Source organism: Vibrio rumoiensis (assembly GCF_002218045.2).
Taxonomy (GTDB): domain Bacteria; phylum Pseudomonadota; class Gammaproteobacteria; order Enterobacterales; family Vibrionaceae; genus Vibrio; species Vibrio rumoiensis.
In genome coordinates this window covers 1,308,790-1,323,576 of the sequence record NZ_AP018685.1, presented here as the reverse complement: position 1 = coordinate 1,323,576, position 14,787 = coordinate 1,308,790, and the positions used below count along the sequence as shown (strand labels likewise).

At 40.3% G+C, this 14,787-nt stretch carries 13 protein-coding genes; 3 read left to right on the top strand and 10 right to left on the bottom strand.

Features of this window, described 5'->3' with window-relative positions; translation table 11 throughout:
* The first annotated feature begins 147 nt into the window (after positions 1-147).
* On the top strand, positions 148-2,079 hold the full coding sequence (locus VRUMOI_RS06120) for a DUF294 nucleotidyltransferase-like domain-containing protein (RefSeq protein WP_089138749.1): 1,932 nt from the start codon (positions 148-150) through the stop codon (positions 2,077-2,079).
* Positions 2,080-2,091: 12 nt separating this feature from the next.
* Positions 2,092-2,826, top strand: a complete 735-nt coding sequence (locus VRUMOI_RS06115; RefSeq protein WP_089138748.1) for a 3'-5' exonuclease — start codon at positions 2,092-2,094, stop codon at positions 2,824-2,826.
* Positions 2,827-2,910: 84 nt separating this feature from the next.
* Here the strand turns inward: VRUMOI_RS06115 and VRUMOI_RS06110 are convergent, their stop codons facing one another.
* The 7 genes from VRUMOI_RS06110 to VRUMOI_RS06080 form a co-directional block, all read right to left on the bottom strand.
* Positions 2,911-4,494: a BCCT family transporter gene (locus VRUMOI_RS06110; protein ID WP_089138747.1), complete on the bottom strand. Its 1,584-nt coding sequence runs from the start codon at positions 4,492-4,494 to the stop codon at positions 2,911-2,913.
* Between the two features lie 267 nt (positions 4,495-4,761).
* Positions 4,762-5,394 (bottom strand): response regulator transcription factor, encoded by a 633-nt coding sequence (locus VRUMOI_RS06105; protein ID WP_089138746.1) that lies wholly within the window; start codon positions 5,392-5,394, stop codon positions 4,762-4,764.
* Between the two features lie 42 nt (positions 5,395-5,436).
* Complete coding sequence (locus tag VRUMOI_RS06100) at positions 5,437-6,795, bottom strand: cache domain-containing protein (protein WP_089138745.1); 1,359 nt, start codon at positions 6,793-6,795, stop codon at positions 5,437-5,439.
* Between the two features lie 155 nt (positions 6,796-6,950).
* Positions 6,951-8,249 (bottom strand): TRAP transporter large permease, encoded by a 1,299-nt coding sequence (locus VRUMOI_RS06095; RefSeq protein ID WP_089138744.1) that lies wholly within the window; start codon positions 8,247-8,249, stop codon positions 6,951-6,953.
* Entirely contained in the window at positions 8,246-8,809 is a 564-nt protein-coding gene (locus tag VRUMOI_RS06090; protein WP_089138743.1) for a TRAP transporter small permease subunit, read from the bottom strand. The genes VRUMOI_RS06095 and VRUMOI_RS06090 overlap by 4 nt, the downstream gene beginning before the upstream one ends.
* A 68-nt stretch (positions 8,810-8,877) precedes the next feature.
* The gene (locus VRUMOI_RS06085; RefSeq protein WP_408646267.1) at positions 8,878-9,954 is read right to left on the bottom strand and encodes a TRAP transporter substrate-binding protein; all 1,077 of its coding nucleotides are present in this window, start codon (positions 9,952-9,954) and stop codon (positions 8,878-8,880) included.
* A gap of 383 nt (positions 9,955-10,337) precedes the next feature.
* Positions 10,338-10,745, bottom strand: coding sequence for a MarR family transcriptional regulator (locus VRUMOI_RS06080; RefSeq protein ID WP_089138741.1), 408 nt, complete (start codon positions 10,743-10,745; stop codon positions 10,338-10,340).
* A gap of 325 nt (positions 10,746-11,070) precedes the next feature.
* On the opposite strand from VRUMOI_RS06080, the gene VRUMOI_RS06075 reads away from it, so the two are divergent.
* A complete protein-coding gene (locus VRUMOI_RS06075) occupies positions 11,071-11,742 on the top strand; it encodes a DUF2982 domain-containing protein (protein ID WP_089138740.1) in 672 nt (223 codons plus the stop codon).
* A gap of 134 nt (positions 11,743-11,876) precedes the next feature.
* Here the strand turns inward: VRUMOI_RS06075 and VRUMOI_RS06070 are convergent, their stop codons facing one another.
* The 3 genes from VRUMOI_RS06070 to VRUMOI_RS06060 form a co-directional block, all read right to left on the bottom strand.
* A complete protein-coding gene (locus VRUMOI_RS06070; protein WP_089138739.1) occupies positions 11,877-12,530 on the bottom strand; it encodes an MBL fold metallo-hydrolase in 654 nt (217 codons plus the stop codon).
* A gap of 71 nt (positions 12,531-12,601) precedes the next feature.
* Positions 12,602-13,735, bottom strand: coding sequence for a DUF1513 domain-containing protein (locus VRUMOI_RS06065; protein WP_089138738.1), 1,134 nt, complete (start codon positions 13,733-13,735; stop codon positions 12,602-12,604).
* 3 nt (positions 13,736-13,738) lie between these two features.
* The gene (locus tag VRUMOI_RS06060; protein WP_089138737.1) at positions 13,739-14,785 is read right to left on the bottom strand and encodes an imelysin family protein; all 1,047 of its coding nucleotides are present in this window, start codon (positions 14,783-14,785) and stop codon (positions 13,739-13,741) included.
* Positions 14,786-14,787 lie beyond the last annotated feature (2 nt).

Below are 14,787 nucleotides of genomic sequence, written 5' to 3'. Positions count from 1 at the left end.
ACCGACGGAACTTATTCGTCAATTTATACAAATTTAGCTTCTATTGATTAATTCTAGTTCACTAAAAAAGATAACGTGATTAATGCTTTAGTTCGTAGGCGTAATTGCCTATAGTTACAACAAATTCATAATGCAGTCGTGGTTCTTATGGAAGCCGAATTACAAGAAATTCAAAACTTTCTCGCCCAATACCCTCCTTTTGATTCTTTGCCAGAAGAAAAGTTATCCTACGTGGCAAATAATACTGAGATTGCCTATTACCGAGAAAACACGCCCATTATCAAATTTGGCGATCATATAAAAGATTTGTATATCGTTCGCTCTGGCATGGTTGAAATATATCGCCGAAAAGGTGAGCTTTATAACCGTTTAGATGAAGGCGATATCTTTGGACAAATGGGGCTATTGATGAATGGTAAAGTCCGTTTGCCGGCCACTGCGACAGCGGATTCCTTGCTTTATTGTATTCCCGTAGAAGTATTCAATGAACTTTATGAGACTGAAGATACGTTCGCAGATTTTGTCGAAATCGAAAATAACGCTCGTTTACGACAAGCCATCTCAGATAATAAAAATGCCAATGACTTAACCACCTCGAAAGTAAAAACTTTATTGACTCGAGAAGCATTCAGTTTAGATAAACATCAAACGATTCAATCTGCTGCAAAATTAATGGCAGATGAGAATATATCGGCACTATTGATCACAGATGACACCATCAATATCGATGAAGAAAATGACAACCAAGTGATTGGTATCATAACCGACCGTGATTTATGTACCCGCGTACTCGCGGAGGGCTTAGACCCAACATCAGAAGTCAGTGAAGTGATGTCTCATGAACTCATTTCGTTAGATCATAATGCTTATATTTATGAAGCGATGTTGTCAATGTTACGATGTAATGTCCATCATCTTCCAATCCTAAAAAATAAACAGCCAATTGGTATTATCGAAGTGGCGGATATTATTCGTTACGAATCACAAAATAGCTTGCTGTTAGTCAATCAAATTTACCAACAACAAAACATTGATGATTTAGTTTCCATCTCTGAACAAGTGAAAGATTGTTTTGTTCGCTTAGTACATGAGGATGCCAATTCCCATATGGTGGGGAGTGCGATGGCGGTGATTGGCCGCAGCTTTAAACAAAGAATTCTAGAATTAGCGGAAGAAGAATATGGCGAACCACCCGTTCCATATTGCTTCCTTGCTCTAGGTTCGATGGCTAGAGACGAGCAGCTAATTGTCACTGACCAAGATAACGCGATCATTTTAGATAACAGCTATGATGAAGCGCTTCATGGTGAATACTTTGCCAAGTTAGCTGAATTCGTATGTCAGGGACTTGCTCGATGCGGTTATCACTTATGTACCGGTGACATCATGGCAACCAACCCAATGTGGCGTATGACGCGTACAGAATGGGAAGAATGTTTTGCCGACTGGATTGATAATCCAAACCCTAAGGCATTATTAAATAGCTCTATTTTCTTTGATTTAGATGGCGTTTATGGACGCGTTAAGTGGGCCGAAAGCTTGAATGGTTTTATTGTTCGTCGAGCACGTCGGAATAATAAATTCTTAGCCTGTCTTGCACGTAATGCGATTAACCGAACCCCACCACTTGGCTTCTTCAAAGGCTTTGTTATGGAGAAAGATGGTCGTCATAACAATTCCATTAACTTAAAGCGTCGTGGCACCGCTCCACTTGCGGATCTTATTCGTGTCCATGCCCTTGCCGTTGGTTCACGGGCTCAGAATTCATTTGAACGCTTAGATGACATCATCGAAGCTGGTATTCTGCCTAAAGGCCGCGCAGAAGATATCCAAGATGCAATGGAATATATCTCTATGGTACGTATCCGTCACCAAGCATTGGATGTTGAAAATGAAATTGAGCCTGATAACAATATTGAACCGGACAATATGTCTGATTTTGAAAGACGTAATCTGAAAGATGCATTCCAAATATTAAGTAATGCTCAGAATTTCTTAAAATATCGCTATCATGGAAATTCATTTAAGAATGCCCCGCCACCGGCGAAAAAAACGGAACCTATCCGCCGAAAACGCTAATTAGGAGCGGATATGAAAAAGAAAACCGACAATAAACTGGCCTATTTGGATCCCAAATTAAGCTGGCAGCAATATTTTGAACGTCAAGTGAATTCAGTCAAAGATTCACGATTACGAAATTTTTACCAAAATGGTGTGATTGACCCTGAAACACCACTATCTAAAGTGGAATTTGTCGCCTTAGATTTTGAAACTACAGGTTTAGATATCGATAAAGATGGCATCATCAGTATTGGGCTAATCCCGTTCACACTGCAAAGGATCTACTGTAATAAAAGTAAACATTGGTTAGTAAAACCACGTAAGCCACTAAATGAAGATTCGGTCATCATTCATGGTATTACTCACAGTGATCTCTCTGATGCACCAGATTTAAGACGAATTTTAGATGAGGTGTTGGAAGCTTTAGCAGGAAAGATCGTGGTGGTTCATTATCAGTATATTGAACGCCAATTCTTTCATCGTGCCCTAATGGAAAGGATCAATGAAGGGATTCTCTTCCCCATGGTGGATACTTTAGCGATTGAATCAGAAGTACAAAAGAAAGCGGTGAGTGGTTGGTGGAATAAATTACGGGGTAAGAAACCAGCATCAGTACGATTAGGAGCAAGTCGTAGCCGATATAACTTGCCAGCCTATCAACCTCACCATGCGCTCGTTGACGCGATTGCGACTGCTGAACTGCTTCAGGCACAGATTTACCATCACTACAGCCCTGAGACACCAATTAAAGCCTTGTGGGTATAATGACTACTTGTTGTTAGAACAAAAGAACCAATAAAAAAGGTTGGCATATTGCCAACCTTTTTAATATCTCATTTGACCAGATCTTTATTTCTTCACTGGTTTCGGCTCTGTTCGCATGCCTAGCACTAGGCTAATACACATTACGATGAGAACAAATACAAATGGTAATGCCGTTGAGATTGCCGCAGCCTGAAGTGCGCCAATCGCATTTGAGCCACCGACCCACAATAACGCCATGGCAACTGCACCTTCGATAAATGCCCAGAACATACGTTGTGGCACCGGCGCATCAACTTTACCGCCAGCGGTAATGCTATCAATTACCAACGAACCTGAATCCGATGAACTGATAAAGAAAACCAACACTAGACATACAGCAATCATTGAAATGATCTGACTAAATGGTAGAGCATCAAACATTTCAAACATCGCCATAGTGGCATCATTAAAGCCTTGTTGACCTAGCATACCGACTTTGTTGATCAATTGATCGATACCAATACCACCGAAAGTTCCCATCCAAACAACCGTAATGATGGTTGGAATCAATAGTACGGCGATCAAAAATTCACGCACAGTACGACCACGAGAAACGCGGGCAATGAACATTCCAACGAATGGTGACCAAGACATCCACCAAGCCCAGTAAAATACCGTCCAACCATGCATCCATTCTTCATCAGGACGATTGAATGGGTTTGATAGTGGGATGATATTTTCAACATAACTCATCAATGTTTCAGGGATAGTATGAGAAACAATAGAAAAGCTCACACCACCAACAAACACAAGCAGAATAAAGGCTGCAATCATATTGATGTTACTGACAAGCTTTACACCGCCATCAATACCACGATAAACCGAAATCCCCGCTAACACCGTTACCACGGCAATAACGATCAGCTGTAAACCTACACCAGATTCAATACCAAAAATATGACTAATACCACTCGCCGCCTGCTGAGCACCAAAGCCCAAGGAAGTGGCTAAGCCGAACAAGGTGGCAAGTACTGCTAAGATATCGATAATATGACCCGCCCAGCCCCATGCTCGATCGCCTAAGATAGGATAAAAAACCGAACGGATAGAAAGCGGTAAACCTTTATTGTAAGTAAAAAATGCTAATGACAATGCCACAACAGCGTAAATTGCCCATGGGTGCAAACCCCAGTGGTACATGGTCGCGCCCAATGCCATACGTTGTGCTTCAGGTGTATTCGCTGCAACATTTAACGGAGTACCATACCAATCTGTAAAGTAAGCCGCCGGCTCTGCAACACTCCAGAACATCAAACCAATACCCATACCGGCAGCAAACAGCATTGCTAGCCATGAAAGATATGAGTGTTCTGCTTTTGCATCATCACCACCTAAGCGAATCTTACCAAAAGGTGAAACAATCATGCCTAAGCAGAAAAGAACAAAAAAGTTACCCGCCATAATAAATAACGAGTCAAAATTGTTAATGATTGAGTTTTTAATACCGTCTAATGCCGATTTTGCCGTGACCGGATCCGTTACTAAAATAGCAATAATAAAAAGAATGGTTAATCCAGCACTGGTGGTGAATACGGCGTTATGGACATCGAATCCCCACTTTTGAACATTATCTTGTCCAATCGTATAGTCGGTACTATCTATACTGTATTTATCTATACCCTTCGTCATAAAACCTCGTCCATCTGTGACAATATTGTGCTTAGCGCACGGCAAAATAGTTTGCCCTCTAAACAATAAAACCCTAAGCACACAAAATTGATAAGGTTAGATCCTAACCTTAGTAGAAAAAATATCCACTAAAACTCAATAATTCACTGTTCAACCGCTCATTTATTGCGCATATACAGCAAAAATCTAACAAGTTATATCATTATTTTAGCGTGATAATGACAATTCTTTTTTCATTAGCACACTAAACATTGGCATTAACTCTCTTTATAACAAACCGTGATCTACCGCATATTTTGTTAGCTCAGCTATCGAATATAAATCTAGTTTGTGCTTAATGTTTTGTCTATGTGTTTCCACCGTTCGATCACTGATATTCAATATCTTAGCAATTTTCTTACTGCTTTCTCCTTTCGCCACAAATGTAAGAATAGTTTCTTCCCGGCGACTTAGTGGATTTACGGTTTTCTCGGCAGTAACCACTGCGGGCATAAATAAAGTATGAGTAACGGACTCGCAAAAATAAGTAGAACCTTGATAGACCGTTTTGATCGCTTGAATTAATTTATCGGAAGAAATGTCTTTTAGCATGTATCCCATCGCGCCCGATTGCATCACTTTCATAATATATTCTCGGTTATCATGCATGGTAAGCATCAAGACTTTTATATTTGGATATAATTGCTTAATTTGTTCTGCCGCTTCTAATCCATTCATGATTGGCATACTGACATCCATCAAAACCACTTCAGGTTGGAACTGTTTAAGTGTTTGAATGGCTTCCATACCATTACTAGCCGTCGCTACAACGTCAATATCATGCTCCAACTCTAATCGAGCCACGAACCCATCCAAGACAACTTGATGATCATCCACAATCATGACTTTAATAATACTCATATACATTCCCTGCCCAAATGATGCTAATCCTTTCAACATTCTTCATTTTTTTATCTCAATCAAGGCCGTAATTTCGGTTCCTCCCCCTCTTTCACTATTAAACTCAAAATCGCCACCTAGAAACTCAACACGTTCTCGCATATTTCTTAAACCTATGCCTTTTTTCCTTATCACCTCTGATAACTGGCACCCCACACCATTATCACGAACAATACATTGAATGAAGTTTTTAAATTGTTGTATTCGTACTTCGACCTCGCTTGCAAAAGCATGCTTTTCAACATTCGTTAAGGACTCTTGAACAATACGGTAAATCGTCGTGCTGATTTCACTATTTATCTGGCCATTACTTAACTGAATATCGCGGCGAACAGGTAATTGGGCATGATCTGAAAAGTCATCGAGCAAAGTATTCAACGCCGCTTCCAATCCTATGTCATCCAATGCACTCGGTCTTAGATTATGCGAGATTCTACGTACTTCTAAAATGGCGGTTTGTAACGAGGCATCCGATTTAGAAATAAGATTAAGAACATCACTGCTAACCCCGGGGTTTTGTAGCACTTTATGGGATAAGATTTCTAAATGGCATTTACTCGAAACTAGCAATTGATTGATACCATCATGTAATTCTCTGGCTAGATGCTTCTTTTCATCTTCTTGAAATAGAACGGTTTTGTTTACTAAATCACGTAAGCTTTTATCCGCTAATTTATGCTCATGAAGATTAATGGCTAACGTCAAAACAATAATGACTAAAATCGTGACGGATAATAGCGCGACAACCGAAAAAAAAGTCGTTTCTATGTTCTGATTAATACTTTCGGTTAGCTGAGCCATTTGTTTTTCAATATCATCAATATAGAGTCCGGTTCCGACCATCCATTGCCATTTCTCTAGCCAAGCCGCATAACTTAGCTTTTCTTCCATCTTCCCGGAACTGGGTTGCTGCCATAAATATTGATGAAAGCCACCTCCCGTTTGCGCTTCAAATAGCAGAGCTTGGATCAGATAATTTCCATTATTATCTTGCAATTCAATTAAGTTTTTACCGATTAATTCCGGCTGGGTAGGATGAACTAAATTGACACCATGTTGATCGTATACGAAAAAGTAGCCATCTTCGCCGTAACGCAAATTGGTCAATATTTGTTTTACTTGCTCTTTTGCTTGCTGATCGTCAGCGCTTGCCTTGTTATAAACATGGCTAATGGCGGCCATGGCGAGTTGCAAATTATCTTCTAGTGCATTTTCTCGAGATTCCAATAATTCCGCACGGAAAGTATCAATTTCTTTTTGGCCTAATACTTTTGTTTGATGAACAAAAATCCAGCTGACACTCGCCGTCACACATAACAGCGGAATGAGGGTGAGTAAAAATAATTTCGCTTTTAATGGCATTCCTTTGCCTATTTAATATTTGATGCTTCTTTTGATACTAGCAATAAACTTACTAACTAAAATATTGATGAAAAGAAACCCCGCGATTGCTCACAAAACAATCCGCGGGGTCTAATTTATTGACTGTATTTAATGATAAAAACTAGCCAAGTTTACTATTCATAAAAAGCACTCATGCCATAAAATTCAGGAAGCAAAAGTAATGAAATTAATACCGCAATTTGAATCAATATAAACGGCATCACCCCCCGGTAGATATCACCCGTTGTAATACCATTAGGCGCAACGCCTTTTAAGTAAAACAGACTGAAACCAAAAGGTGGCGTTAAAAATGAGGTTTGTAAGTTCATCGCAATCAAGATCCCAAACCACATCATGTTAATGCCGAGTAGTTCCGCAACGGGGACTAAAATAGGCACAATGATGAAACAGATTTCAATAAAATCGATAAAGAAACCAAGCACTAATATCACCAACATTGTGACAATTAAGAAGCCCCACTTCTCGCCAGGCAAAGAGGTCATCCACTCTTCGACCAGATAATCGCCACCGGTATACACAAACGCCATAGAAAATGCGGTTGCCCCTAATAAGATCGCAAACACCATTGCGGTCACTTTAACGGTTTCTTTTGCGCTTTCGTACAACATGTTCCAACTGAACTGACGATACAGTAACGCTAATACTAATGATCCCGCGCCCCCTAAAGCAGCTGACTCTGTTGGTGTCGCAATGCCAGCAAAAATAGACCCAAGAACGACAACGATTAACGCCAATGGTGGGATAACCGCTATCAACGCTTTTTTAACCTCTTGCTTACGAGATATCTTTTCGTCACGAGCCATACATTGCGCTTGCTCAGGATTTAACTTGGCATAAATTAGGATATAAACCACATAGGCAACAACCAATGCTAATCCCGGCCAGATCGCAGCATGAAACAAATCTCCTACCGGAACCCCGAGTACGTCGCCCAATAGAATTAACACAATTGAAGGTGGAATGATTTGACCGAGTGTGCCTGACGCACAAATCGTGCCGCAAGCTAACCCTTTGTTATAGTTGTATTTCATCATTACAGGTAATGAAATCAACCCCATCGCAACAACTGAAGCACCGACAACGCCAGTTGATGCAGCAAGCAAAACCCCAACCAATACCGTCGATATGGCAATACCACCACGAACACCGCCAAATAATTTAGCCATTGATTCTAAAAGCTGCTCTGCCAATTTAGTTTTCTGTAACACTAACCCCATAAAAACAAACAAAGGAACGGCCATTAATACCGTATTTTGCATGATCGATTGAATGCGATATGGCATAAAGGCAAACATCTCGGGTCCTTCCGCCCATAATCCAAAGATCAGAGCAATGCCACCAAAGGTAAATGCCACCGGAAAACCAATCAGTAACGCAAACAACGCCACTATGAACATTACGATACCAATCATGATAAGCCTCCTTGGCCACTCAGATTTTCCGTTTCTTTTCCTAACTGAGGATGCATTGGATTAATTATGCGATTGATGGCATTTAAAATCATACCGAGGCCATTAATCGCCATGAAGAAGAATGAAAGAGAAATTGTAGATTTGATAATCCAACGATAAGGTAACCCACCGGGATCACCCGAAGTTTCGCCTAATGCGTAAGATTCTTTGGCATAATCAATCCCAAACCATGCCACGAGTAAACAGAAAGGCAATAAGAAAAAGATCCCACCGAGCACATCAATAACGGCTTGAGTTCTTACGGTGAGTTTTTCATAAATAATATCGACGCGAACGTGGCCGTTCGTACGGATAGCATAAGGCACGCCCAGCAAGAAAATAATAGAAAATAGGTGCCATTCCATTTCTTGCATGCCAATTGACACATCATTAAAGGCATAGCGCATTGCTACGTCATATATCACGTTCATCATCAGCAATATAAACAGCACACTAGTAAACCAACCTAAAGCATCTCCTATTCGGTTAATGACCCTTTCTGCAGAAATTAATAACTTCATACGACTTATCCTTGTCAGAAAATCATTCGGCTTATCATCATCTCGACGATAAGCCGAACATTATCGGGTTACTCCGCTTCGTTATCTAAGTAGGCTTTTGTAGATATATCCGTCCAAGCACGAACTTTTTTCTTATAATCAGCCTGAGATTTTTGGATTTCTTTCGCCAGTGGATCTTGCTCAGCATGCTCTGCCAGCAATTTATCATTCGCTGCTCGTAATGCATCCATGACTTCAGGTGGGAAGTTTTTCACTTTTACATTTGGGTAATCGGTTTTAATTAATGACCAATTCTGACCGCTTTCATGCACAGCTTGGATATACATATCGTAAGCCGCCGTTTTCATCGAAATTCGGAGGATCTCTTGCAGATCAGCGGGGAGTTTATCCCATACCCCTTTATTGACTAAAAACTGTAATTCCGATCCAGGCTCATGCCAACCAGTGTAATAATACGGCGCGATTTTATGGAATCCCATACGTAAGTCTAAAGATGGACCTACCCATTCTAATGCATCAATCGTACGACGCTCTAATGCGGTATATAGCTCACCAGGGGCGATATTCGTTGGCTTAGCACCAAGTTCGGCCATAATCTCTCCAGCGAAGCCTGGAATGCGCATTTTTAAGCCTTTAAGATCATCAACTGAGTTAATTTCTTTTTGAAACCAACCGCCCATTTGAAATTCAGTATTACCGCCCGGAAATGACATTAAATTATGAGGGTTGTATACCTTATTCATTAACTCCATACCGCCGCCATAATAAAACCATGCGTATTGTTCTGCCGGCAACATACCAAAAGGCATCGAAGTGAAATATAAAGTGTTGGGTACTTTGCCTTTCCAATAATACGAACCTGAATGACCCATGTCATACTGCCCTGATTTCACCATATCAAACACGCCTAATGGGGCTTTATGTTTATTCGCGGAATCAATTCTAATTTGTAAGCGGCCGTTAGACATTTCTTCTGCCATTTTTGCCATATTTTTCGTTGCATCACCAAACACAGGGAAATTAGGCCCCCATGTTTCCGCAAGTTTTAATCGATAAACTTTATCGGCTGCAAATGCACTAGAAGCTAGAAGCGCACTGGTTGCAATTACAGCAACTAACGTCTTCTTAACCGCATTATGTGCCATCCTTGTCATGATATTCATAGCTCATCCTTTTGTTATTGTTCAACAATCAGATTAGGAGAATGCCAAGATATGCCAATGCGAGGATTTACTGAAAATAACAATTGAACGCTTGTGATAAGAGTGGTGCTGAAATCTCTTTATACGAAAAAATACTTAGCATTAGTTATATAGGCTTTAATCATCAAGGCTCAGCCCATAAAAGTAGACAATATTAAGTAAGTAGTTTTGACTAGGTAGTATTTAACCGCCTATTTAACATTAATCTCTAGAATTGAGATAACGCGCAGAATGACGTTAGACGATTAGAGCTGAATAGAATGAATAAAAAAGCCTTCCTACCCAAAAAGTAGAAAGGCTATTTGTATTGGCTTGTTAAAGAAAACTTACGCTAGCTTATAAATGACTTTATTACCTGCGGCTTGCTCTTTAACCACTAAGTTTTCTTCTACTAGCTTCTTCAAACCGCCAGTTGCCCAAGCCGCGGCTTTTGCATCTTCTTGACCCGCCTCTAAGCCAATAGCTTTAGGGCTAATACCGTCAGCATTTGCTGCAACGATATCTAATACTTGCTGTTGTTTAGGTGTCAATTTTACATCTTGAGATGCTTCTACTGCTGCTTCAACCGCAGCACTGGCAACTTTTTCAACTTTAGTTGCAGTTGACTTTGCTTTAGCAACTGCTTTCTCTGCTTTTGGCTTAACTGCTTTAACTGTTTTTTCAGCAGCAGCCTTTGTTGCTTTGATTTTCTTTTTAAGTTTAAGTTGTACGTTGCGCTTATGTGCAAGTCTCATTGAAGTTCTCCACAAGTCACTAATTTTAGTGTGGTAAAAATGTTGGACGGTGTTATAACAAAATATAAATCAAATTTACAGCCATTGCTCAAAAAACACTCTAATTTAATTGAAATTAATGAATATGACGTGAAATCCTTCTATTTACAGCTATTTTCATCACAATATTTATCACCATTAATAAGTGAATTCCTTACTTACTTTTTTGCTCTTTCACTAAGTTCTATACTCAATGTATAGTAATTATAAATATTAAATCAAATCCCATTCATCAAAAAAAACAATAGGCCTCTTACCTTTTCACTCCCGACTTAATGAGCGTAATATGCCAACTAAGCACATATTTCACCCTCAACCCCGATTACCTATTTGGAGTCAGTATCTATTATGGGCTTGTATACTCATGGCTTCCTTTGCCATTGATAGCCACTTAAATAGTAAAGTCGCGGGGTTATTTTTTATTACCTGCTTAATTACCGGTTTAGCCATTAAACACTACGTCTATGGGCAAAAGCTTGGATTTACACTGACGGAAACTCACTTTCAACAACACCTTTATAAAGGCGGTTGGGTATTGCGTTGGCACAATATAAGAAAAATAGACACGCTTGATTACACGATTCAAGGCTGGACAACGTCAATCCCTTGGATCGGCTTGGAGATAAAAGATTACCAAGCTTTTATCTCCACCATCAGTCCAAAAGTCATTACACAAATACTGCTCCATCAACGTAGTTTGCTCTATTTAGGACTTAAACAGCATGGGCGGCAGCATGAATTAGAAGATCACATTATTAATGACAAGCCTTTTTTCTATTCCGATGGAAGTTGTGTAAAAGGTTTAAAAGCCATGCTTGCCAATCGCATGATGATTCAAAAAGAATTATGGGGCTATGATTTATTTATCGCAGAAAGTGATGTACTCACATCAAAAGAAGAATTTGTTGGCATGGCTCGCCGCTATCTTGCTGCGAGCCATAGTGGTGCAAGTATTTAATACTCTTCGTACTTAAAGCCGCAGCTTTGTTGACGCTGTTCATTCGCCCCAATCACTTAGACAAACTAAGCTCATAGGACCTTATTCGCTTGTCGCCTCACTGCAACTCCAATTACTTTATGTATATTCTAAATTTAGTAAAGCGGCATCTCGTCTGCAACAAATGGATTGCTTTTACGTTCTTGGCCGAATGTTGACTCTGGGCCATGGCCGGGAATAAAGCGCACGTCATTACCTAGAGGCCACAACTTGGTCTTAATACTGTTAATCAGCGTCGCATAATCACCTTTCGGAAAATCGGTACGACCAATAGCACCGTTAAATAAAACATCACCAACAAAGGCAATATTCGCAGACTGGCTAAACAAAACAACATGCCCAGGAGTATGTCCCGGAGTATGAATCACGTCTAATGTCTCTTCTCCAAACTCAATTACATCGCCTTCTTGTAACCATTGTGTCGGCTCAAATGGATCGATAGGTGGAAAACCAAACATTTGGCTTTGATTCATAAGACCTTGCAGCCAAAATGCATCATCAATATGAGGGCCGATCACCGGTACATTCATTTCGGATTGTAGCTCTGGTGTACCTCCAACATGATCTAAGTGGCCGTGAGTTAAGACGATTTTTTCTAATGTCACACCAAGGGTATTGATGATTGTAATTAGATGGTTTACCTCACCTCCCGGATCCACAATCACTCCTTTCATGGTTTGATCGCACCATACTATTGAACAGTTTTGCTGAAAAGGCGTTACAGGGACAGATTGATATTGAAGGCTCATTGCGATATTTCTCTAACGATTCAAATTATCGAAACTATGCCAGTTAAGGCCGATATTGACAAGCACGTCCGTTATAAAGGAATCGCATTCCAATGGTTATCCCAACGGATATGAGATTGATGTAATTGAATATTATCGACGGGTTGACGACGAATGATTTCACCGGAACCTGAACTCAAATAAAACTGCCCAGCATGAGCAACCACCCCAGAAGCATCCGGTAACGTATTTAATTCAAGCAGCTTATTTTGCGATATTGACCATATTCCATAACAATTTCCCGGCGGTGATGTCGCCAAAACGAAGTCATCAATCACCGCAATACTGGCGATGTAGTGGTTAAATCTCGCCCACTCTTCAGGCTCAGCATGCAAAAGAGTCAGTGGCTCATTTCCTTTTTGCATCGCTATCAATGCTGGATAATCATCCGGTTCTCCACGATATTGTTGGCCGCATAAAATGAGTCCGTCATGGTTATAGCCTAAATGACGAATACTCAGCTTTTTATCATTAAGTGTATGTTGGCTAACAATCTCTCCACGGGTGTTTAATCTCGTTAAATTCGGTTGCATTGCGTCTAGGTTGAGGGCTTTCCGACCATCCGTGTGAACCCCACCGACCCCGACAGCATAACTGCCATCGTCTAATCGAATCATTTCATGAGGGCCAATACCAACCCCATGCCACTCCGCTATTTTTTTATAGCCTTTCGCAACATCATAGACCCCAATAAGCCCTTGGCTTGTCTTACGGACACCTTCAGTGGCAAGTAATAAACGTCCATCTTGACTATATACACCATGACCATAAAAATGCCGATCGGAAGAAGCTGCAATCAATGCTTTTTCTTCCCCAGTTTGATAGTCAAAAACTTGAAAATAGTGACCAGGACGACGAGCAAAAGCAACCGCATGCGTCAACCCCATGATACTTTTCTGACTAATAGCAACGCCGTGAGCACGTTCTGGTAATGGAATTCGATGAAGCACATTACCTTGCCAGTCAGCCACGATACTGTAATACGCTTTGTTTTTACCAAGAGCATTACCAATCAATGCCGGTTGAGACGTTCGGTTATTTTGATAAAATGACCAAGTTAACCCTGTCGCCCCAGCAGCACCACCTAACGCCGCTAACATCAATAAATTACGACGCTTGATATCAATACGTTGGCTTTTTCCAGAGTCATTAAACCTCAGCGTCATGATTTAATCCCCATCTGTTGAGTTAAAACCAACGGCAATGCCCAATTCAACCGCTGCTTCATCATGAAATAAATATTTAAGCCGCTCCAATTTATTTTTTTGACTTAATGCTACCCGATAACCTTCTTTTGTCTGTAACTCATCGAATAAACTTGGTTGATGAGGCCACGTCTCAATGGTTTGTATAAATTGTTGATTAATGCGATTGGCCAGATCATCTAAGCCACGTTGCCTCAACAGTTGATCAAAACCATGACCATCGACCAAATAAAGTTGATGTAAGGCTTTAATATTGGAAAGCATCAACGCGAATGATTGCTTTGCACGCCAACTTTCAGAAAAATAAGGCCTTGGTTGACCTATTTTGGCAAGTGGCCGTTGGATTTTTTGTATTAAGAAATCCAATTGATTCATCATTAATCCCAAATATTCCGCAGGCCATTGAGTGGCAGGAAGGGATTTCCATGGATTCACTTGCCAAGCCTTTTCAATCTCTAATGCGTTATTACTCAAGTTGTCACTGATCGAGAGTGCAAGCTGACAATAAGGTTTCTCTTGTTGGAAAAACTCTGATAAAGGATCAAACAATAACCACTCTAGTGCGCCTAGTCCTTGAACTGTCACACTTTGCTGCTTAATACTATTGATTTGCCATAGATTAGGTTCTTGCAGTAATTGCTCCATTTTACGGCCAGTTATATTCTTTTTATCTGGCCAAAATTGAATCGACCAACTGAGGTCGAGCGCTTGTTTTGGTCCTTTACCTTGACCTTGTAATGGCATCCAAGCATGCATCGCATTAATCCAACTCATCTTAATACTTGATGAGTTTGTTTCATTGCCAGTATGACAATAACGCGTAATATCCTGATGTAAGATAACCACTTTAGAGGTGAAATTTTTGGTGGCTTGACGTTCATATTGCACAACAGACATTAATGAAGAGCTCTGGGGCGCATCGGAAGTTGCATTAACATGAGAAGCAACGCCATAATAGCTCAAGCCTGAAAGTGCTATCACTGCCACTAAAATGATCTTGATTTTATTCATAT